The sequence below is a fragment of the Streptomyces sp. NPDC060049 genome, assembly GCF_042736715.1.
Taxonomy (GTDB): Bacteria; Actinomycetota; Actinomycetes; order Streptomycetales; family Streptomycetaceae; genus Streptomyces.
The window spans coordinates 23,881-42,715 of record NZ_JBHWVV010000004.1; the positions used below are offsets into that span (position 1 = coordinate 23,881).

Here is an 18,835-nt window from a genome sequence, read left to right on the forward strand (position 1 = left end):
ACATGGCGCTCATCGCACTCGCCGCCGACAAGGGGTCACCCGGTGTGACCACCGCGGCGGTCGCGCTCGCGGCCGTCTGGCCGCGGCGCACGCTGCTCGCGGAGGCGGACCCCGCCGGCGGCGACCTCGTATACCGCGGCGCGGCCTCCCACGGGGGGCCGCTCAACCCCAACTCCGGCATGCTGTCGATCGCCGCGACCGCGCGTCGCGGCCTCGCCCCGGACCAGCTCTGGGACCACGCGCAGACGATGTCCGGGGGCCTCGACGTCCTCGTCGGCATCGGTTCGTCCGAGCAGTCCGCGGGCCTCGCCGGCCAGTGGCCGCTGCTCGGCCGGGCGTTCGCCTCGCTCGCCGAGTCCCCCCACGCGCCCGCCGACGTCATCGCCGACTGCGGTCGGATCGGCGGCGACGGCCCCGCGCTGGAGCTCTTCGCCCATGCCAGCCTGGTGCTGCTGGTCGGCCGTACGCAGCCCGAGAGCATCGCCCGGGTACGGGACAGGGCCCTCGCGCTGTCCGCCCGGCTGCACGGTTCCCAGCGCGGCGCCGGACAGCTGGGCACCCCGCTGATCGGCGTACTGCTGGTGTCCGACCCCAAGGACTCCGCCAGGGTGGTGGGCCAGGTCAACGACATGCTGGTCGCCTCGCACTCGGGCATCCGCGTGGTCGGCTCCCTCGCGTACGACCCGCAGGGAGCGGAGCAGTTGGCCGGGCGCAAGCGGGGCCGACTGGACAAATCACTGCTCATCCGCTCCGCCCGGCAGGTCTCCTTCGATCTGAACCAGCAGTACGGCGCCGTGTGGGCCGCTCCCACGGGCCCGTCCGGCCCGGCACCGGGCGCGGCCCGATGAGCGCGGTGGACCACCAGCTCGTCAAGCGCTTCCGGCAGGAGGCCGGCGACCGGATCGCCGAACAGCGGCGTGTGGACCAGCTGTCGGGCCTCATGCAGATGTCCGGGGAGGACGAGCGGCAGTACGCCCGCGCCGTCATCGCCCAGATCCTCGAGGACTACGCCCGCGGCGAGATCAACGCGGGCCGTACCCCCCTCGACGCGGAGACCGAGGAGCAGTTCGCGGCCGCCGTGCACGCCGCGCTCTTCGGGGTCGGCCGGCTCCAGCCGCTGCTCGACGACCCCGAAGTCGAGAACATCGACATCAACGGCTGCGACCAGGTGTTCGTCGGGTACGCGAACGGCAGCGAGGTCCGGGCCGACCCGGTGGCCGAGACCGACGAGGAACTCGTCGAGCTCATCCAGGTCCTCGGCGCCTACTCCGGCCTGTCCTCCCGCCCCTTCGACTCCGCCAACCCGCAGCTCGACCTGCGCCTGCCCGACGGCTCCCGCCTGTCGGCGGTCATGGACGTGACACGACGGCCGTCGCTGTCGATCCGCCGGTCCCGCATGGGCAAGGTCTTCATGTCGGACCTGGTGGGCAACGGAACCCTCACCCCGGAGCTCGGCCACTTCCTGTCCTGCGCGGTCCGCGCCCGCAAGAACATCATGATCGCCGGAGCGACCAACGCCGGCAAGACCACCCTGCTGCGCGCGCTCGCCAACGAGATCCCGCCGACCGAACGCCTGATCACGGTGGAGCGGGCCCTGGAGCTGGGCCTCGACACGTTCGCGGAGCTGCATCCCAACGTCGTCGCCTTCGAGGAGCGGCTGCCCAACTCCGAGGGCCAGGGCGCCATCATGATGTCCGAGCTCGTGCGCCGTTCGCTGCGCATGAACCCCTCGCGGGTCATCGTCGGCGAGGTGCTCGGCGACGAGATCGTCACCATGCTCAACGCGATGTCCCAGGGCAACGACGGCTCCCTCTCCACGATCCACGCCAACAGCTCCAGCGAGGTCTTCAGCCGTATCTCCACCTACGCGCTGCAAGCCGCCGAACGGCTGCCCATCGAGGCCAGCCAGATGCTGGTCGCCGGAGCCATCAACTTCGTGGTCTTCGTCGAGCGCCGCAACGCCTTCCAGAGCGGCGGCCGGCTCCGCCGCGTCGTCACCTCCGTGCGCGAGGTGAACGGCGTCGACGGCCGCGTGCTCTCCAGCGAGGTCTTCGCGGAGACCACCGACGGCCGCGTCGTCCCGCACGCCCCGATCTCCTGCATCGAGGAGCTCGTTCCCTACGGCTACCGACCCAGCGGATCCTGGGGGTGAGGCGGACATGAACGGCATCACCTCCATGGGCGGCATCTTCTCGCTGCCCGTCCTGTACGCGCTGGTGTGCGGCCTCGTGGTCGGCGGCGGGCTCGCCCTGCTCACGGCCGCGATCCGGGGACTGCCCGTCAAACCGGAGCACGAGCGGGCCAATTCGCGCGAGCGCCTCGCCGAGCTGGCACGCTTCGCCGGCCGTCGCGGCTCCATCGCGATCGGCATCGGCCTCGTCATCCTGCTGCTGACCCGGTGGGCCGTGGCCGGTATCGCCACCGGCGTGCTCGTCTTCTTCTGGGAGCGCCTCTTCGGCGGCGCCGCGGAGGAACGGGCCGCGATGCGCCGCGTCGAGGCCCTCGCGGCCTGGACCGAGTCTCTGCGCGACACCATCGCGGGCGCGGTCGGCCTGGAGCAGGCCATCCCCGCCTCCGCCCGCGCCGCGGCTCCGGCCCTGCGGCCCCACCTGGAGACGCTGGTCGACAGGCTGCGGGCCCGCATGCCGCTGCCGGACGCGCTGCAGCACCTCGCCGACGAGATCAACGACGCGTCCGCCGACATCATCGTCGCCGCGCTGATCCTCAACGCCCGGCTGCGCGGGCCCGGTCTGCGCCAGGTACTGGGCGCGCTGGCCAAGTCCGCGCGCGAGGAGGTCGACATGCGCCAGCGCGTGATGGCCCAGCGCTCCAGCACCCGGCGCAGCGTGCAGATCGTCGTCGGTGTCAGCGTGGCCTTCGTCCTCGGCCTGTCGATCTTCAATCCGGACTTCGTGTCCCCGTACAACTCGCCCCTCGGCCAGGTCGTCCTGGCCTGCGTGTGCGGCCTCTTCGCCCTGGGCTTCTGGTGGCTGCGCAAGCTGTCCACCATCGAGACGCCCGAGCGCTTCCTGGTCCGCGACGCCCAGCCGGTGCGCTTCGCGCAGCCCCCGTCCGAACGTGAGGAGGTCGGTCCGAGGTGAACCTCACCCTTCCGATCGTGATCGGGGCGATCCTCGGTCTCGGCGTCTACGCGCTCGTCCGGGCCCTGGTGCCCTCCAAGAGCGGTGCGGTGGCGACCGTGGCCCGGATCGACGCGATGCGGGCGCGCGGCGCCCTGTACGAGTCGCCCGGCCGCGGGGTCCCCCAGGAGGCGGACTCCGGCCGGTTCGGCAGCTTCCGCGCCGGCATCGGCGTCCGGGTCGCCGACCTCTACCGGGAGCAGGGCTGGGAGCAGCGCTCCCTGCGGGCCGACCTGAACGTCCTGGAGCGCAGCTGGGAGAACTTCCTGGCGACGAAGATGCTGCTCGGTGTGATGGGCCTGATCTTCGGCCCGTTCCTCTTCGCGATCGTCTGGCAACTCGGTCTCGGCAGCGGACCGGTCGTCCCCATGTGGATGGCACTGGTCTTCGCAGCGGTCTTCTTCTTCCTCCCCGACCTGGAGGTGCGGCGGGACGCGGCGAACAAGCGCCGTGACCTGCGACGCGTCATCGGCGCCTACCTCGACCTGGTCGCGATGAACCTCGCGGGCGGCCGCGGCCTGCCCGAGGCGCTCATGGCCGCTGCCGAGATCAGCGACAGCTGGGCGCTGCGACGCATCCAGAACACCCTCGCGGACGCCCGGATCACCGGCACCAGCCAGTGGCAGGCGCTCGGCATGCTCGGCCAGGAGCTGGGCGTGGAGGAACTGAAGGACCTGGCGAGCGCCCTCGGCCTCGTCGCGGAGGACGGCGCGAAGGTCCGCGAATCCCTGGCCTCCCGTGCCGAAACGATGCGGCACCGGGAAATGGCCGAGATCGAGGGCAGCGCCGGCGAGAAGTCGCAGTCGATGCTCGTGGCACAACTCCTGCTCTGTGCGGGCTTCCTGGTCTTCCTGATCTATCCGGCGGCGATGCGCGTGTTCCAGGGCGCTCTCTGACCTCTTGTCCTACTTCCGTTTCGCCAATCTTCTGAGAGGACAACCACCATGAACGGGTTCCGTTCCAGTCACCCCGCTGTCGACTTCCTGGTCACCTTCTTGCAGGGCCGGGTACAGCGCGCCCGCTCGGGGGAGCTGGACCGCGGCGCGTCGGCCGTCGAGTGGGTGATCATCTCCGCGGTCGTCGTGGCCATCGTGGGGGTCGTCGCAGCGATCCTCAACACCGCGCTCAACACGGGCGCCACGAAGGTCGGCACCTGCATCACGGGCGCCACCAACTCCAAGACCTGCTAGGAGCAGTTCTTTCCGTGACCGACGCCGTGAACCGCTGCGCCGCCCGACTGCGCGGCGCCGTACGCGCCAGGGTGGAGGCCGCCTCCGCCCGGGGCGACTCCGGCATGTCCGCGATCGAGTTCGTCTTCCTCACACCGCTGCTGTTCTTCATGATCTTCGCGGCGGTCCAGTTCGCCATGTACTCCTTCGCGGACCAGGTGGCGCAGGCAGCGGCCCAGGCGGGTGCCCGCGAGGGCCGGGCCACGGCGAACGCCAGCCCGGGCGGCTGGCAGGGCAAGGCGCGTGACACGGTGGACAGCTACATCCAGCAGCTCGGTCCACAGTTGGTGCTCAGGCCGGTCGTGGTGACCGACCAGCCGACGCCGAACACGGTGCGCGTCGAGATCACGGCCAAGGCCCCGAGTATCGTGCCCGGGCTGGAGCTGACCATCCACGCGCAGTCGAGCGGGCCGGTCGAGCGTTTCGTGCAGGACGGGGGGTGACGGTCCGTTGACCATGCGGACAGAGCAGGGGGCACGGGAGCGCGTGGCCGACGATCGGGGGATCTCCACCATCGAGGTGGTCATCATCGCCCCCGTCTTCTTCCTCTTCATCCTGGTCCTCGTCGCCTTCGGCCAGCTGGCGAACGGGCGGGGCGCGGTCGACGGCGCCGCGCGCGACGCGGCCCGGGCCGGCTCCATCCAGCGGAACCAGGACACCGCGATGGCCGAGGCCCGCCGGGCGGCGGAGGCCGATCTGAGCGATGTCTGCTCGGGCCCGGTGACGGTGACGAAGACCAGCCCGGGGTTCGAACCCGGCGGGTTCTTCAGGGTGGAGGTCGCCTGCGAGATCCGCGGCCTCGCCATGCTCGGCATCGACGTCCCGACCCGGGTCAGCGGCAAGGCCACCTCGCCGCTCGACCCCTACCGGAGGGCGGCATGAGCAACCTCCTCGACGGGCTCCGGTCCCGTCTCACGGCGCGCGGGGCGGACCTGGACGACCGCGGTTCCGGCGCGGGCGCCCTGATCATCTTCAGCATCCTCTTCCTGGCCCTGGCCGCCTTCGTCGTCGACGGCGGCATGGCGATCTCCCAGCGGGAGCGGGCGGCGGACGTCGCCGAGCAGGCCGCGCGGTACGCGGCGCAGGACATCGACCGCGCCGCCCTCTACGCCGGCACGGGCGGCGCCCCGATCAGGTTCCAGAATTGCGACGCCAGAGTGCGCGAATTCGCCGTGCAGGCGGAGATGTCGATCCCTGACCGGATGGCGTCCGGCTGCGTTGCGGCCAACGCCCAACAGGTCCAAGTCGAGATCCAGCTCACCTACCAACCCGTGCTCGGCCTCTACCACCGCGGGCCGGTCAAGGTGCGCGGCAGGGCGATCGCCGAGTCCCTGACCGGATAGTCCGGCTCCACCCCTCCGTCCCACCGCTCTCTCCACAGGAAGCCGCCATGGCACGCAGCACCCCCCGTACGAGCGCCGCACCGAGACCGCGGCGGACCTTCGGCGACTTCGTCAAGGCGTTCCTCGCGTTCCTCGCGCTGGCCGTGCTCGTGCTCGGCGTCCCGGTGGCGCTCGCGTCCCAGGTCGGCTGGCCGCTGCCGGACGAGGTGCCCTCGCTGGACATGCTCCGGCAGCAGATCACGGTCGAGACCTTCATCCACGTGCTGACCGTGGTCGTGTGGCTGGCATGGGCCCAGTTCACCGCGTGCGTCCTCGTCGAGGTCAAGGCCGCCGTCTCCGGCTTCGGGATGCCGACGCGCGTGCCCGCCGCCGGGGCGAGCCAGGCCCTGGCCCGGCAACTCGTCGCTGCCCTGCTGCTGGTGACCGCCGGAGCGGCGAGCTTCGCCCCCGGTCTCTCGCAGCTGGGCCAGTCGATCGAGGACCAGCACCGGCCGGGTGTGGCGGCCTCCGCCCAGCAGACCCCCGGACAGCAGGCGCAGCAGGCGGCCCAGGACCGGGCCGCGGAACAGGCGGAGTCCGACCGGCAGGCGGCCGAGCAGGCCAGGGAGGCCGGGACGAAGTTCTACCGGATCCAGCCGCCCGAAGGCCGTCACCACGACTCGCTGTGGGAGATCTCCGAGCGGCACCTGGGCGACGGCCGGCGCTACTCGGAGATCTACGAGCTCAACAAGGACCGCGTCCAGCCCGACGGCGAGAAGCTCTCGAAGGCCAGCCTGATCCGGCCCGGCTGGATCATGGAGATGCCCGCGGACGCGTACGGCGGTGACCTCGTGGCGATGCCGGACGAGGCGCCGAAGGTGTCCGAGAAGGTGCGCGAGCAGATGGTGGAGTACGCCAAGAGCGGCGACCACGCGCAGGCCGCGGGCAACACGGCCCAGGGTGGCGCCGCAGCCTCCACGGGCGCCGTGGACACCGACACCACGCAGTTCGTCCTCCCCCGGGACTGGGCCACCCAGGACCGGTCCGCGGCCGGCCACGCCGACGCCGCGAAGGATTCCACCACCGGAGCCGGCGACCAGGCGCGCGCGACGGACGCCGACGACTCCTCCTTCGGCCTTCCCGAGGCCCTCCTCGCGTCCCCGCTGCTGGCCGCGGGACTGCTGGCCGCCCTCGGCCGCCGTCGCCGCACCGCCCTGTGGCAGTCCGCGACGGGCACCCTGACGGGCCGCGGCGCCACGCCCCCGCCCGTCCCCACGGGTGAAGCGGCCAACGTGCAGGACGCGCTGTTCGTCGGCGCCGACCCCGACGCCGTACGCCGCCTCGATGCCTCCCTGCGCGGCCTGTCCGAGGCACTCACCGCCGCCTCGCGCCCGCTGCCGACCGTGTACGCGGCCTGGCTCGCCGGCGACGAGATCCACCTCCAGCTCGGCGACGGGGAGGGTGCCCCGCCCGCGCCGTGGCAGCACGGCCAGGACCAGACGGTCTGGCGCGTGGACCCGGCCGCCGCCGGGGCCGCCCCCACCGGCGACAGCGCGGCCCCCTACCCCGGACTCGTCAGCATCGGAACCCTGGGCGGGAACCGCCTGCTGCTGAACCTGGAAGCCGTACCGGGCGTGGTCGCCCTGACCGGCGCCCCGCACGACCGGTCGGCGGTCATGTCCTCGATCGCCGCGGAACTCGCGACCAACGGCTGGTCCGACCGCCTGACGATCACCCTCGTCGGCTTCGGGGAGGAGCTCACCGCACTCGCACCCTCCCGCCTGCGCCACCTGCCCGGGATCGACGACCTGCTGCCGGTCATGGAGGCCGAGACCCGGGAGCGGGCCGGCGCGCTGGGCGCGGCGGGCCACGACTCCGTCCTCACCGGGCGCACCGGCCGCGTGCAGGACAACCGCTGGGCGCCGCACTTCGTGCTGATCGCCGCCGAGCCGACCGAGGCCCAGGCCTCCGCGCTCGCCGCACTCGGCTCCGGCGCGGCCCGCCTCGGCATCGGATACCTCCTCGGTACGCCGACGCAGAACCTCCCCGGTGCGGTCTGGGAGCTGGAGGCCACCTCCGACGGCCGGCTGCTCGCCCCGGTGCTGGGCCTCGAACTCCAGGCCCAGACGCTGCCCCGGGCCCAGTACGAAGCCGTCGTACAGCTCTTCCGGGACGCCGACGGCGAGACCGGCCACGACCCGGACCCGGGCGCCCCGCCCTTCCTCGTCGACGTCACCGAGCAGGGCCGCCCCGCGGTCTACGCCCGGATCATCGGCCCGGTCGAGCTCATCGGCCTCGGCACCCCGGATCCCGACCGCGCCGCGATGATGACCGAGGCGCTCGCCATGTGCCTGCTGCACCGCGAGGGGGTCAACCCGAGGGTGCTCGCCGCCGCGCTGTGGCCGCGGGGCGTGACCGACGACGTCCGTGACGCGCTCATCGAGCGGCTGGGGGAGTGGCTCGGCAACGATCCGGACGGCACCCCGAGGCTGCGCGCGGGCGTGGCCGGCCGGCTCACCCTCGCCCCGTCCGTCGTCTCCGACCTCGACGTGCTGCGGTCGCTGCACTACGAGGCGACGCAGGGCCGCGGAGCCCGCAGCGCGAGCACCCGCGAGCGGCTGCTCACCGACGCGCTGGGCCTCGTACGGGGAGACCTGCTCCCGGACCGGCCCGCGGGGCGGTACAGGTGGCTCTCCCACGAGATCATCGACGCGCAGCTGCCCCTGCTCGTCACCGAGGTCGCCCTGACCCTTTCCGAGCACCAGCTCGGAAAGGACCGGCCCGAGCAGGCCATCGGCGCGCTCTCCACCGCCATGTCGCTGTCGCCCGCCGACGAGCGGCTGTGGAACGAGATGCTCCGGGCCACCCACGCCACCGGCGACACGGGCCGCCTCACGGCGCTCGCCGCCTCGTTGGCCCAGCGCGCCGGCGAAGTCGGCGGCGGCCGCGGCCTGCCCCCGCGCACGGCGGCCCTCCTCGACGAGCTCCTGCCGACCTGGCGCGGCGACAGCGCGACGGCGGGCTGACGTTGGACGTCACGGAGGCCGTGGTCACGGCCGGCGCCGCGGTGTGGGGCGCCGGCTCGGGTCTCCTCGTACCGCGCGGCGCCTACCGGCTGGCCGTCCCCCCGGACACCCCCTGGCACGACGCCTGCCCGGCCGGGCACCCGCTGGCCGGCCCGGTCCGCGGCTGGCTCGGCCGCGCGGTGTGCCCGGACTGCGCGGCCGCCGCCCCCGCGGGCCGGCGGCCCGGCGGCTTCGCGGCCGCCGGACCGGCCGTCCTCGCCACCGTGGTGGTCTGCCTGGCCCTCGGCGCCGGGGTAGGGGCGCGGCCCGAGCTGGTGGTGTGGCTGCTGCTGGCTCCGCTCACCGTCCTGCTCTGCCTCGTCGACCGGGCCGTGCACCGGCTGCCCGACGTACTGACCCTGCCGCTCGCAGGGATCACCGCCGCGGCCCTCGGCGCGGCTTCCCTGTCCGGTGGCGCCGGCGGATCCTGGACCCGGGCGCTGCTCGGCGGGCTCGTCCTCGGCGGCTGCTACTTCCTCCTCTTCCTCGTCAATCCGCGCGGCATGGGCTTCGGCGACGTGAAACTCGCCCTCACCGTGGGGCAGGTACTCGGCTGGTACGGGTGGCCCGTGCTGTTCGCGGGCACCTTCACCGCGTTCCTCGCGGGCGCGGTGCACGGCCTCACCCTGATCGCCCTGCGCCGCGCGGACCGGACGAGCCCGATCCCCTTCGGCCCGTTCATGGCCGGCGGGGCCCTCGCGGGAGTGCTGTACGCGGCTCTCGGCCTCGGCGCCTGACCGGGACTCCGAGCCCGGCCGCCCAACCCCCGGCCCCGTTCCGGCCGCTCGGTCCGGGCCGCCGCCGGGGCCGGGGCCGCGTCGGGGCCGGGGCTCTGGGAAAGCGGTACGGCCGCTGGCGTAGGCTGGATCGGTCCGGACCCTTGACACAGCCGAACGACACAGCCGAAAGGTGACGCACCGGTGACCGACCAGGCCGCTCTCCAGTCTGTCCTCGACCGAGCCGCCGCTGGGGGCCGGATCACCAAGGAAGAGGCACTCGACCTCTACCGCCACGCACCGCTGCACGCGCTCGGCCAGGCCGCCGACGCCGCGCGCCGCCTGCGCTACGCGGGTACCGAGCACATCGCGACGTACATCATCGAGCGCAACATCAACTACACCAACGTGTGTGTGACGGCGTGCAAGTTCTGCGCCTTCTACGCGGCCCCCAAGGACGCGAAGAAGGGCTGGTCCCGCGATCTCGAGGACATCCTGCGCCGCTGCGCGGAGACCGTCGAGCTGGGCGGCACGCAGATCATGTTCCAGGGCGGCCACCACCCGGACTACGGCGTCGAGTACTACGAGCAGCACTTCTCCGCCATCAAGCAGGCCTACCCGCAGCTGGTCATCCACTCCCTCGGCGCGTCCGAGGTCGAGCACATGGCCCGCATCTCCGGCGTCTCCGCGGAGGAGGCCATCAGCCGGATCCACGCGGCCGGCCTCGACTCCTTCGCTGGCGCCGGCGCCGAACTGCTGCCGGAGCGGCCGCGCAAGGCGATCGCCCCGCTGAAGGAGTCCGGAGAGCGCTGGCTGGAGATCATGGAGCTCGCCCACAAGCTGGGCGTCGAGTCGACCTCCACCATGCTGATGGGCACCGGCGAGACCAACGCCGAGCGCATCGAGCACATCGCGATGATCCGGGACACCCAGGACCGTACGGGCGGCTTCCGCGCCTTCATCCCGTACACCTACCAGCCCGAGAACAACCACCTCAAGGGCCGTACCCAGGCGACCGTCTTCGAGTACCTGCGCATGATCGCCATCGCGCGCCTGTTCCTCGACAACATCGCCCACATCCAGGGCTCCTGGCTCACCGTCGGCAAGGAAGCGGGCCAGCTCTCCCTGCACTACGGCGCCGACGACCTCGGCTCGATCATGCTGGAGGAGAACGTCGTCTCCTCGGCCGGTGCCAAGCACCGCTCCAACCGCATGGAGATCATCGACCTGATCCGCAAGGCGGGCCGCACCCCCGCCCAGCGCGCGACGACGTACGAGCACCTCCTCGTGCACGACGACCCGGCGAACGACCCGGTCGACGACCGCGTCGTCTCGCACATCTCCTCCACCGCCATCGAGGGCGGCACCGCCCACCCCGAGCTGAAGCTCATCTCCTCGAACTGACGCGCCCGTGCTGACGATCCACACCGCAGAACTCCTCGTCACCGGCCTCACCGGCCCGGGATCCGCGCCGCTCCCCGGCGGCGCGGCCCTGGTCGAGGGCGACCGGATCGCCCGCGTGGGCCCGTACCAGGAGCTCGCCGCCGCCTACCCGCACGCGCGGGCCCGCAGCTGGCCCGGGGTACTGACTCCGGGACTGCTGGTGCGCGGCGGCGACGAGCTGCTGGAGCGCACCTACTACCCGGACGACCCGTACGAGGTCACCGAGCTCGGGGCCGAGCCGATCACCGGCGCCGGGGCACTGGCCGACCTCAAGATGACCGAGGCACGCTGGGGCAACAGCGCCCGGCGCGGCACGCAGAAACTCCTCGCGCGCGGCGTGGTCGCGCTGACCGGGCGCATCACCGTCCCGTCCGTGCGGACCGCCGTGACCCGCTCCGGACTCACCGTCCTACCGCCCGCCCCGTACGAGGGCCCGGCCGGCCTGAACCCCTTCGCCGGGCGGGACTCGGCCGAGGAGGCCTTCCACGGGGTCCTGGAGGCCGGGGCCCCGGCCCGCTTCGCCGCCTTCGCGGTGGCCGGCCCGGCGGAACTGTTCGAGCAGGGCCCGACCAGCTGCGTGGCCACGGTCGTCGGCGGACGGCTGCTGCACCGCCGCCGCTGAGCGGACGGCGGGCGCGGCCTGCGAGAATGGCCGGGTACCCGCGGAGCACGTGCGACGCACCGGCGGCGCGGGCGTACACCGCACCCGCACCGCACCGCAGAGACCCGAGGGGCCTACGCCAGTGACCACCGCTTCCCTGGACAAGCAGCCGCACGAAGTCGCCTCCATGTTCGACGGCGTGGCGGCGAACTACGACCTCACCAACGACGTCCTCTCCCTCGGGCAGGCCCGCCTGTGGCGCAAGGAGGTCGCCAAGGCGGTCGGTGCGCGCCCCGGCCACCTGGTCCTGGACCTGGCCGCCGGAACGGCCACGTCCTCGCTGCCCTTCGCCGCGACCGGCGCGTACGTCGTCCCCTGCGACTTCTCCCTCGGCATGCTCCGCGAGGGCAAGAAGCGCAACCCCTGGCTCCCGCTGACCGCCGGCGACGCGACGAAGCTCCCGTTCAAGGACGGCGTCTTCGACTCCGTCACCATCTCCTTCGGCCTGCGCAACGTCCAGGACACCGACGCCGCCCTGCGCGAGCTGTACCGGGTCTCGAAGCCCGGCGGACAGGTCGTGATCTGCGAGTTCTCGCAGCCCACCTGGGCACCCTTCCGGACCGTGTACACCGAGTACCTGATGCGCGCGATGCCGCCGGTGGCCCGGGCGGTCTCCTCCAACCCCGACGCGTACGTGTACCTCGCCGACTCCATCCGCGCCTGGCCCGACCAGCCGGCGCTGGCCGCGCTGCTGCAGAAGGCCGGCTGGTCCAAGGTCGCCTGGCGCAACCTGAGCGGTGGCATCGTGGCCCTGCACCGCGGTACCAAGGGGTAGGTCCCGGTGGACTACCAGGCGCTGCTGGAACAGGTGGCGAAGGACGTCGCCCCGCTGGTGGGCAGCGGGACGCCCGCCGAGTACATCCCGGCGCTGGCGTCCGTCGACCCCCGCCAGTTCGGGATGGCAGTCGCCGACCTCGACGGCAACGTCTTCGGAGTCGGTGACTGGCGCACGCCCTTCTCCGCCCAGTCCATCACCAAGGTCTTCGCGCTGGCCCTCGCGCTCGCCGAGGGCGGCGACAGCCTGTGGGAGCGGGTGGGCCGGGAACCCTCCGGCAACCCCTTCAACTCCCTGGTGCAGCTGGAGTACGAGAACGGCATCCCGCGCAACCCGTTCATCAACGCGGGCGCGCTCGTCGTCACCGACCGGCTCCAGACGCTGACGGGCGACGCGAGCAGCGAACTGCTGCGCTTCCTGCGGGAGGAGAGCCAGAACCCGGACCTCGGCTTCGACGCGGCGGTCGCCGCCTCCGAATCCGAGCACGGTGACCGCAACGCCGCGCTCGCCCACTTCATGGCGAGCTACGGCAACGTGGACAACCCCGTGCCGGCCCTGTTGGAGCACTACTTCTGGCAGTGCTCGATCGAGATGTCCTGCGCGGACCTCGCGCGCGCCGGCCGCTTCCTGGCCCGGCACGGCCTGCGCGCGGACGGCACCCGGCTGTTGACGCGCAGCGAGGCGAAGCAGATCAACGCGGTCATGCTGACCTGCGGGACCTACGACGCGGCGGGGGAGTTCGCCTACCGCGTCGGCCTGCCGGGCAAGAGCGGGGTGGGCGGCGGAATCGTGGCGGTGGTCCCCGGGGCGTGCACGCTGGCCGCCTGGAGCCCCGGCCTGGACCCCCAGGGCAACTCGGTGGCCGCCGTCGCGGCCCTGGACCGCTTCACCACGCTGACGGGCCTGTCCGTTTTTTGACACGACCCCCGCACGGTTCGGCGCAGCGGCCGCCTACTCGCCGCGCAGGGAAAGCGCGTAGCGCCGGCCGTACCGAGTGCCGTTGGGCAGCAGGAACCGCTCCTCCAGGTCCATCCCCAGCCGCTCCGCCACCGCGATCGACCGGACGTTCGCATCGTCGATCATCGCCACCACCCGAGCCAGCCCGGTCCCCCGCACCCGCTCCAGCGTCGCCAGCGCAGCGGCGTACGCGTAACCCTGCCCCCACGCCGCCCGCCCCAGCCGCCAGCCGATCTCGATCTCCCCGACCGGCCCCCACTCCTTGGCCGCGGGCCACGGCTGGGCCCCCGTGAAGCCGAGCACCTCGCCCTCTGCGTCCAGCAGCGTCCACAGGCAGTAGCCGAGCTGCGCGTCGTGCATGCGCTGGCGCGCGGTGATCTCCTCGTACGCGGACAGCTCGGCCGGTCCGCCGAGGAACTCCATGACCTCGGCGTCGTCGAAGACGCCGTGCCAGGCGCGCGCGTCCTCGTCCGTGGGCACGCGGAGCTGGACGGTGGGCAGTGGCCGGGTCGGCGAGGTGGTCATCAGGGCAGCCCTTCGGATCGTGATCTCTCTCGCTGCATAGACTGCACGTGTCTTGTGCCGTTGGGCACCCCTTATCGAGCCTTCGGGAGACCCCGCTGTGACCGAGCCCCTCTCCGAACACTCCGCGGACGTGATCGTCGTCGGGGCCGGGCCCGCCGGCTCGACCACCGCCTACTACCTGGCGAAGGCCGGACTCGACGTCCTGCTCCTGGAGAAGACGGCGTTCCCGCGCGAGAAGGTCTGCGGCGACGGCCTGACCCCGCGCGCCACCAAGCAGCTCGTGTCGATGGGCATCGACGTTTCCGAAGAGGCGGGCTGGCTCCGCAACAAGGGCCTGCGGATCATCGGCGGCGGTCAGCGCCTCCAGCTGGACTGGCCGGAGCTGGCCTCCTTCCCCGACTACGGACTCGTGCGCAAGCGCGACGACTTCGACGAGACGCTGGCCCGTCAGGCACAGAAGGCGGGCGCCCGCCTCTACGAGCGCTGCAACGTCGGCGAGCCCGTCCGGGACCCCCGCACCGGCCACATCACGGGCGTGCAGGCCAAGCTGGGCGAGGAGAAGACCCCGGTCACCTTCAGCGCCCCGCTGGTCGTCGCGGCCGACGGCAACTCCTCGCGGCTCTCCCTCGCGATGGGCCTGCACCGCCGCGAGGACCGCCCGATGGGCGTGGCCGTGCGGACGTACTTCACCTCGCCCCGGCACGACGACGACTACCTGGAGTCGTGGCTGGAGCTGTGGGACCGGCGCGGCGCCGAGGACCGGCTGCTGCCCGGCTACGGCTGGATCTTCGGCATGGGCGACGGCACCTCCAACGTCGGCCTCGGCATCCTCAACTCCTCCTCCGCCTTCAAGGAGCTGGACTGGCGCGAGGTCCTCAAGGCCTGGTGCGCGTCCATGCCCGAGGACTGGGGCTACACCCCCGAGAACATGACGCAGCCGATCCGGGGCGCGGCCCTGCCGATGGCCTTCAACCGCCAGCCGCACTACACCAAGGGCCTGATGCTCGTCGGTGACGCGGGCGGGCTCGTCAACCCGTTCAACGGCGAGGGCATCGCCTACGCGATGGAGTCGGGACAGATCGCCGCCGACGTCATCGTCCAGGCGCACTCCCGCTCGACCCCCGCGCTGCGCGAACTGACCCTGCACAGCTACCCGAAGGTCCTCAAGGAGACCTACGGCGGCTACTACACGCTCGGCCGCGCGTTCGTGAAGCTCATCGGCAACCCGAAGGTCATGAAGATCGCCACGCAGCGCGGCCTGAGCCACCCGGTGCTGATGAAGTTCACCTTGAAGATGCTGGCCAACCTGACCGACCCCACGGGCGGCGACGCGATGGACCGCGTCATCAACGGCCTCTCGAAGGTGGCCCCGAAGGCCTGACGCGGGGGCGGGCCGTTCAGGCGGGTCGCGCCGGGGGGAGCTCCCCGGTGCGGCCCGTTCCGTCGTGGGGGGCTTCGGCCGCGGGTCCGTGCGGGGCTTCGTCCGCGCCGTGGACCGTCCGGACGCAGCGGGTCAGCAGCACCAGGCCCCAGACCAGCAGCGCCCCCGAGGCCGTCCAGTCGAGGCCCAGGACGATCGGGGAGTTCGGCTTGTGCCACGGGCGGGCGGTGGTCAGCAGCCATCCGCCCAGTGCCAGCAGCCCGAGACCCGCGGCGGCCCGGACGGGGGTGGGGTCGGCGGATACGGCGGGGGCGCCGGGCGGGCGGGCGCCGGAGCCGTGGCCGGGGGGTTCGTCGGACGGCCTGGTGATCACTGATCACCACCTCCTGGGTGACTCGGGCGTGCTCGCCCCGACTATCTTCGCAGGGCTCCCGGCGCTTCGGTACGGGACGCCCGCCAGGCGGGACGGACCTCGGCGCGCCGGCCCGTCCCGCGCTCCGGGGCGAGGGCCCGCGGGAGCGCCGGCGATGGTGCGCAGCCGGGCCCGCGGTGGCCAAGTTGGCTGTGAGACAACTATTTTGACGGTCCATCAGGCCTGAAACTGCTTGCTCATGGTCGGTGACGGACTGTTGAATTCCGGCCGGGCCGAATTCACGGGTCGAGGCCCGCCGCACCATCCGCATTCACCCCCAGGGCAAGGAATACGCGATGAAGAAGGCGCTTCTCCAGCTGGCGGCCGGCGCCGCCGCCACCCTCACCGTCGGCGCGGTCCTCCTGGGTGCGGCCGGACCCTCGGCCGCTTCGGCGAGGGACGGAAATTTGGAGGACCAGGAATTCGGGCTCTTCTACTACGCGGGCCGCACCGGTTGCGTCTTCGACCTGGTCACCAACGACCTCAACTTCGCCGACGACACCTTCCGCGGCTCCTGCGCCGGCAGCGGAGCGGTCGTGAACGACAACACCGAGTCCTACCGCAACCGCGACGTCTACGCCTGGAAGGTCGCCACGGACAGGGACCTGAGCGGCAGCGTCGGGGAGATCCCCTCGAACTACGAGGGCAACGCCTCCACCACCTTCAAGAACCGGATCAGCTCGGCCAAGTACACCCTCCACCCCTGATCCCGGCCGCCGACGAAGGAGTTCCGCCCGATGCGCAACGCCGCCCGAGTCCGCACCGCCGCCCTCACCGCCCTGCCGGCGGCCGCGCTCCTGGCCGGCTGCGTGAGCAGCGCGGGCGCGGCGGGCGCCGAGCCGAAGCTCGGCCCGGTCGAGATCAATCCGCCGACGGCCGCGCTGGCACTGCCCCTGGACGCGTACACGGACACCGAGGCCGAGTCGGTCCGCATGGGGCAGGTGCAGCAGCGCCTCCTCTCCCGGTGCATGGCCCGCTACGGGTTCGCGTACGAGGGGGTGAAGTCGTTTGAGCCCGGCGGCGGCCGCGGACCCGAGGACCGCCACCGCACCCTCTTCGGAGCGGCCGACCTCGCCCACGCCGCCGCCTACGGGTACGAGCCGGCCGGGGGCGGGGGCCCCGCCGCCAAGCCGGCGGCCCCCGAGCTGAGCGACAGCGCGTACGCCGTCATGAACGGCGAACGGCGCGACGCACCGGGCGGGCGGGCGCCCGACGCGATGAACGAGGAGGAAGCCGCGTCCGTGGACAGCGGCCTGACGGCCGGCGGGCAGAAGGTGCCGGCCGGCGGTTGCGGGAGGGAGGCCTACCGCAAGCTGTACGCGCCGACGAAGGACAGCGTGGACCTGCTCTTCGCCTTCGGGCTTGCGGCGCAGGCGCACGACCGGTCCAAGAACGACTCGCGCGTGCTCGCCGTGCTGGAGAAGTGGTCGGCGTGCATGGGCAGATCGGGCTACAGCGGGATAAAGACCCCGTACGACGTGATCGAGGAGCTCGGCCTGCAGGGCGAACAGGGCGGCCCCAAGGCCGTCAACGCGGCCAAGGCCGATGTCGCCTGCAAGCAGGAGGTGAACCTCGTGGGCGTCTGGGCGGCGGTCGAGAAGGCCTACCAGGAGCGGCTCGTCGAGGAGCACGCCCAGACCCTGGCCCTGTACAAGGCGCAGCGCGAGTCCCGCTTCAGACTGGCGGCCGCGGTCGCCTGAGGGGCCGGCAGGCCGCCCGGGCGCCGCTCGGCGGCCCCGTGAGGCACCGCCGCGGCGAAAGGCCGGTACTCGACCCCGTGCGGGGGAGTACCGGCCTCGCGCGTGTCACCGGGAGCGGCCCGGGACGCGTGGAACACATCCGGTGGGAACCGGAGGAACCCGGGCGAACCGGTGGACCGGGGACGCCGGGGGACGGATCCGAGGACGGATCAGAGGACGCGGACGGCGCCGGTCGGCTTGTCGTAGCTCAGCGAGCGCTCGACGATGCCCGTGCCGGAGTTCTGCGCGCCGACGAACTTGCCGCCGCCCACGTAGACGGCGACGTGGTACGCGCTGCCCTTGGAGCCCCAGTACAGGATGTCGCCCGGCTGGAGGGCGCTCAGGGACACCGAGGTGCCCGCCGAGGACTGGGCCTGCGACATGCGCGGCAGGGAGACGCCGGCGGCGCGGTAGGCGGCCTGGACGAGCCCCGAGCAGTCGAACGAGGACGGGCCGGTGCCACCCATGACGTAGGCCTTGCCGACCTGCGCGCGGGCGAAGTTCACGACGGCGGCGGCGGAACCGGTCGCCGGGGCGGCGACGGTGCCCGTGCCCTGCGAGGAGGAGCCCCCGCCGGAGGACGACTTGGCCTGGAGCGAGGTACGGGCGGAGCTGCGGCTGGCGCGCTCGGCCTCGGCCTTGCGGTCCGCCTCCTCCTTCGCCTTCTGCTCGGCGTCGGCCTTCTGCTGCGCGTCGGCCTTGGCCTGCTTCGCCTCGGCGGCGGCGCCGGTGCGGGCGCTCTCCTCGAGGGCGTTGAGCTCGCCCTCGACGGCGGCGGCGCGGGTGTTCTCGGCGGCCTTGGTGACCGCGGAGGAGACCTCGGCGCTCAGGTCCAGGTCGAGGACCGGCATTTCGAGAGTGGTCTCGTGCGCGGGCTCGGCGGAGGGGGTGGCGCTCGCCGTGCCGGCCATGGCCAGGGTGCTGAGGACGCCACCGGCAACTCCGGCGCGGACCGCGAGCTTCGAGGCGCTGCGGCGGGGCTTCCGGTGGCTGGGTATGTGAGCGGTGAGGGACATGGGTACAACCGCTATCAGGGCGTCAGGGTTCCCTTCAAGAAACGTGGTCTGCGCCACAGTTGTGCGCGAAGGGTGCGAACCGGGCGCGTCGGACTTCCTATTGACGCCGTAACGGGCCAATCGGACACCCCGTCACAAGCCTGTGATCATGGGTTTTCTGAAATAAGTCCGAATTGATCCACGGCCTACCATCCACGCGTGCAGATGGCCAAGCCCTCTTTCGCCGCCGTGAATGTGGAGTGGCGCAGGTCACAGGAGTGTCACGCGATGCGGACACTGTGGCCCGGCTGTGACCCGACCGTGAACCGGCCGTGAACCGGCCACCGCGCCGGAGCGCGCTCGGCGCCGGTCCGCGCCCCGTCCGCCGCCCGGTCCGCGCCCGGTCCGCGCCCCGTCCGTCGCCCCGCCCGAGCCGGTCCGCGCCCCGTCCGTCGCCGTCCGCGTCCGGTCGCGC

General features: G+C 72.6%; 20 protein-coding genes. 17 read left to right on the top strand and 3 right to left on the bottom strand.

Annotation, left to right across the window (positions count from 1 at the left end; all coding sequences use genetic code 11):
- The first annotated feature begins 2 nt into the window (after positions 1 to 2).
- The 14 genes from ACFWBY_RS07805 (at position 3) to ACFWBY_RS07870 (ending at position 13,269) form a co-directional block, all read left to right on the top strand.
- Complete coding sequence (locus ACFWBY_RS07805; protein WP_385341397.1) at positions 3 to 848, top strand: hypothetical protein; 846 nt, start codon at positions 3 to 5, stop codon at positions 846 to 848.
- The gene (locus ACFWBY_RS07810) at positions 845 to 2,152 is read left to right on the top strand and encodes a CpaF family protein (protein ID WP_385341395.1); all 1,308 of its coding nucleotides are present in this window, start codon (positions 845 to 847) and stop codon (positions 2,150 to 2,152) included. Before ACFWBY_RS07805 ends, ACFWBY_RS07810 begins: the two co-directional genes overlap by 4 nt.
- 7 nt (positions 2,153 to 2,159) lie before the next feature.
- Complete coding sequence (locus ACFWBY_RS07815) at positions 2,160 to 3,101, top strand: type II secretion system F family protein (protein ID WP_385341393.1); 942 nt, start codon at positions 2,160 to 2,162, stop codon at positions 3,099 to 3,101.
- Positions 3,098 to 4,036, top strand: a complete 939-nt coding sequence (locus ACFWBY_RS07820) for a type II secretion system F family protein (protein WP_385341391.1) — start codon at positions 3,098 to 3,100, stop codon at positions 4,034 to 4,036. The genes ACFWBY_RS07815 and ACFWBY_RS07820 overlap by 4 nt, the downstream gene beginning before the upstream one ends.
- A 48-nt stretch (positions 4,037 to 4,084) precedes the next feature.
- A complete protein-coding gene (locus ACFWBY_RS07825) occupies positions 4,085 to 4,330 on the top strand; it encodes a hypothetical protein (RefSeq protein WP_385341390.1) in 246 nt (81 codons plus the stop codon).
- Between the two features lie 104 nt (positions 4,331 to 4,434).
- On the top strand, positions 4,435 to 4,812 hold the full coding sequence (locus ACFWBY_RS07830) for a TadE family protein (RefSeq protein ID WP_385341409.1): 378 nt from the start codon (positions 4,435 to 4,437) through the stop codon (positions 4,810 to 4,812).
- A gap of 13 nt (positions 4,813 to 4,825) precedes the next feature.
- Positions 4,826 to 5,251, top strand: coding sequence for a TadE/TadG family type IV pilus assembly protein (locus ACFWBY_RS07835; protein WP_385341388.1), 426 nt, complete (start codon positions 4,826 to 4,828; stop codon positions 5,249 to 5,251).
- On the top strand, positions 5,248 to 5,712 hold the full coding sequence (locus tag ACFWBY_RS07840) for a pilus assembly protein TadG-related protein (RefSeq protein ID WP_385341386.1): 465 nt from the start codon (positions 5,248 to 5,250) through the stop codon (positions 5,710 to 5,712). The genes ACFWBY_RS07835 and ACFWBY_RS07840 overlap by 4 nt, the downstream gene beginning before the upstream one ends.
- A 47-nt stretch (positions 5,713 to 5,759) precedes the next feature.
- A complete protein-coding gene (locus ACFWBY_RS07845; protein WP_385341384.1) occupies positions 5,760 to 8,717 on the top strand; it encodes a BTAD domain-containing putative transcriptional regulator in 2,958 nt (985 codons plus the stop codon).
- Positions 8,718 to 8,719: 2 nt separating this feature from the next.
- A complete protein-coding gene (locus tag ACFWBY_RS07850) occupies positions 8,720 to 9,493 on the top strand; it encodes a prepilin peptidase (RefSeq protein WP_385341381.1) in 774 nt (257 codons plus the stop codon).
- 183 nt (positions 9,494 to 9,676) lie between these two features.
- The gene (gene mqnC / locus ACFWBY_RS07855) at positions 9,677 to 10,876 is read left to right on the top strand and encodes a cyclic dehypoxanthinyl futalosine synthase (protein ID WP_385341379.1); all 1,200 of its coding nucleotides are present in this window, start codon (positions 9,677 to 9,679) and stop codon (positions 10,874 to 10,876) included.
- 7 nt (positions 10,877 to 10,883) lie between these two features.
- Positions 10,884 to 11,537, top strand: a complete 654-nt coding sequence (locus ACFWBY_RS07860) for a hypothetical protein (protein ID WP_385341377.1) — start codon at positions 10,884 to 10,886, stop codon at positions 11,535 to 11,537.
- A gap of 121 nt (positions 11,538 to 11,658) precedes the next feature.
- Positions 11,659 to 12,351: a demethylmenaquinone methyltransferase gene (locus tag ACFWBY_RS07865; RefSeq protein ID WP_385341375.1), complete on the top strand. Its 693-nt coding sequence runs from the start codon at positions 11,659 to 11,661 to the stop codon at positions 12,349 to 12,351.
- A gap of 6 nt (positions 12,352 to 12,357) precedes the next feature.
- Positions 12,358 to 13,269, top strand: a complete 912-nt coding sequence (locus ACFWBY_RS07870) for a glutaminase (protein WP_385341373.1) — start codon at positions 12,358 to 12,360, stop codon at positions 13,267 to 13,269.
- A 33-nt stretch (positions 13,270 to 13,302) separates the two neighbouring features.
- On the opposite strand, the gene ACFWBY_RS07875 is transcribed toward ACFWBY_RS07870, so the two are convergent.
- A complete protein-coding gene (locus tag ACFWBY_RS07875) occupies positions 13,303 to 13,833 on the bottom strand; it encodes a GNAT family N-acetyltransferase (RefSeq protein WP_385341371.1) in 531 nt (176 codons plus the stop codon).
- Between the two features lie 97 nt (positions 13,834 to 13,930).
- Between ACFWBY_RS07875 and ACFWBY_RS07880 the strand changes: the two genes are divergently transcribed.
- The gene (locus ACFWBY_RS07880; protein ID WP_385341369.1) at positions 13,931 to 15,214 is read left to right on the top strand and encodes a geranylgeranyl reductase family protein; all 1,284 of its coding nucleotides are present in this window, start codon (positions 13,931 to 13,933) and stop codon (positions 15,212 to 15,214) included.
- A gap of 16 nt (positions 15,215 to 15,230) precedes the next feature.
- Here the strand turns inward: ACFWBY_RS07880 and ACFWBY_RS07885 are convergent, their stop codons facing one another.
- Positions 15,231 to 15,587, bottom strand: coding sequence for a hypothetical protein (locus tag ACFWBY_RS07885; RefSeq protein WP_385341367.1), 357 nt, complete (start codon positions 15,585 to 15,587; stop codon positions 15,231 to 15,233).
- A gap of 335 nt (positions 15,588 to 15,922) precedes the next feature.
- On the opposite strand from ACFWBY_RS07885, the gene ACFWBY_RS07890 reads away from it, so the two are divergent.
- Entirely contained in the window at positions 15,923 to 16,333 is a 411-nt protein-coding gene (locus tag ACFWBY_RS07890) for a hypothetical protein (protein WP_385341365.1), read from the top strand.
- A gap of 30 nt (positions 16,334 to 16,363) precedes the next feature.
- Positions 16,364 to 17,326, top strand: a complete 963-nt coding sequence (locus ACFWBY_RS07895) for a hypothetical protein (RefSeq protein ID WP_385341363.1) — start codon at positions 16,364 to 16,366, stop codon at positions 17,324 to 17,326.
- Between the two features lie 209 nt (positions 17,327 to 17,535).
- On the opposite strand, the gene ACFWBY_RS07900 is transcribed toward ACFWBY_RS07895, so the two are convergent.
- A complete protein-coding gene (locus tag ACFWBY_RS07900; protein WP_385341361.1) occupies positions 17,536 to 18,381 on the bottom strand; it encodes a C40 family peptidase in 846 nt (281 codons plus the stop codon).
- Positions 18,382 to 18,835: the final 454 nt, after the last annotated feature.

Bases quoted from the DNA above. Each gene is read 5' to 3' on its own strand.
- ACFWBY_RS07805 (WP_385341397.1), top strand. From the start codon at position 3: ATGGCGCTCATCGCACTCGCCGCCGACAAGGGGTCACCCGGTGTGACC.
- ACFWBY_RS07810 (WP_385341395.1), top strand. From the start codon at position 845: ATGAGCGCGGTGGACCACCAGCTCGTCAAGCGCTTCCGGCAGGAGGCC.
- ACFWBY_RS07845 (WP_385341384.1), top strand. From the start codon at position 5,760: ATGGCACGCAGCACCCCCCGTACGAGCGCCGCACCGAGACCGCGGCGG.
- ACFWBY_RS07890 (WP_385341365.1), top strand. From the start codon at position 15,923: ATGAAGAAGGCGCTTCTCCAGCTGGCGGCCGGCGCCGCCGCCACCCTC.
- ACFWBY_RS07815 (WP_385341393.1), top strand. From the start codon at position 2,160: ATGAACGGCATCACCTCCATGGGCGGCATCTTCTCGCTGCCCGTCCTG.
- ACFWBY_RS07830 (WP_385341409.1), top strand. From the start codon at position 4,435: ATGTCCGCGATCGAGTTCGTCTTCCTCACACCGCTGCTGTTCTTCATG.
- ACFWBY_RS07900 (WP_385341361.1), bottom strand. From the start codon at position 18,381: ATGTCCCTCACCGCTCACATACCCAGCCACCGGAAGCCCCGCCGCAGC.
- ACFWBY_RS07840 (WP_385341386.1), top strand. From the start codon at position 5,248: ATGAGCAACCTCCTCGACGGGCTCCGGTCCCGTCTCACGGCGCGCGGG.
- ACFWBY_RS07825 (WP_385341390.1), top strand. From the start codon at position 4,085: ATGAACGGGTTCCGTTCCAGTCACCCCGCTGTCGACTTCCTGGTCACC.
- ACFWBY_RS07835 (WP_385341388.1), top strand. From the start codon at position 4,826: ATGCGGACAGAGCAGGGGGCACGGGAGCGCGTGGCCGACGATCGGGGG.
- ACFWBY_RS07875 (WP_385341371.1), bottom strand. From the start codon at position 13,833: ATGACCACCTCGCCGACCCGGCCACTGCCCACCGTCCAGCTCCGCGTG.
- ACFWBY_RS07895 (WP_385341363.1), top strand. From the start codon at position 16,364: ATGCGCAACGCCGCCCGAGTCCGCACCGCCGCCCTCACCGCCCTGCCG.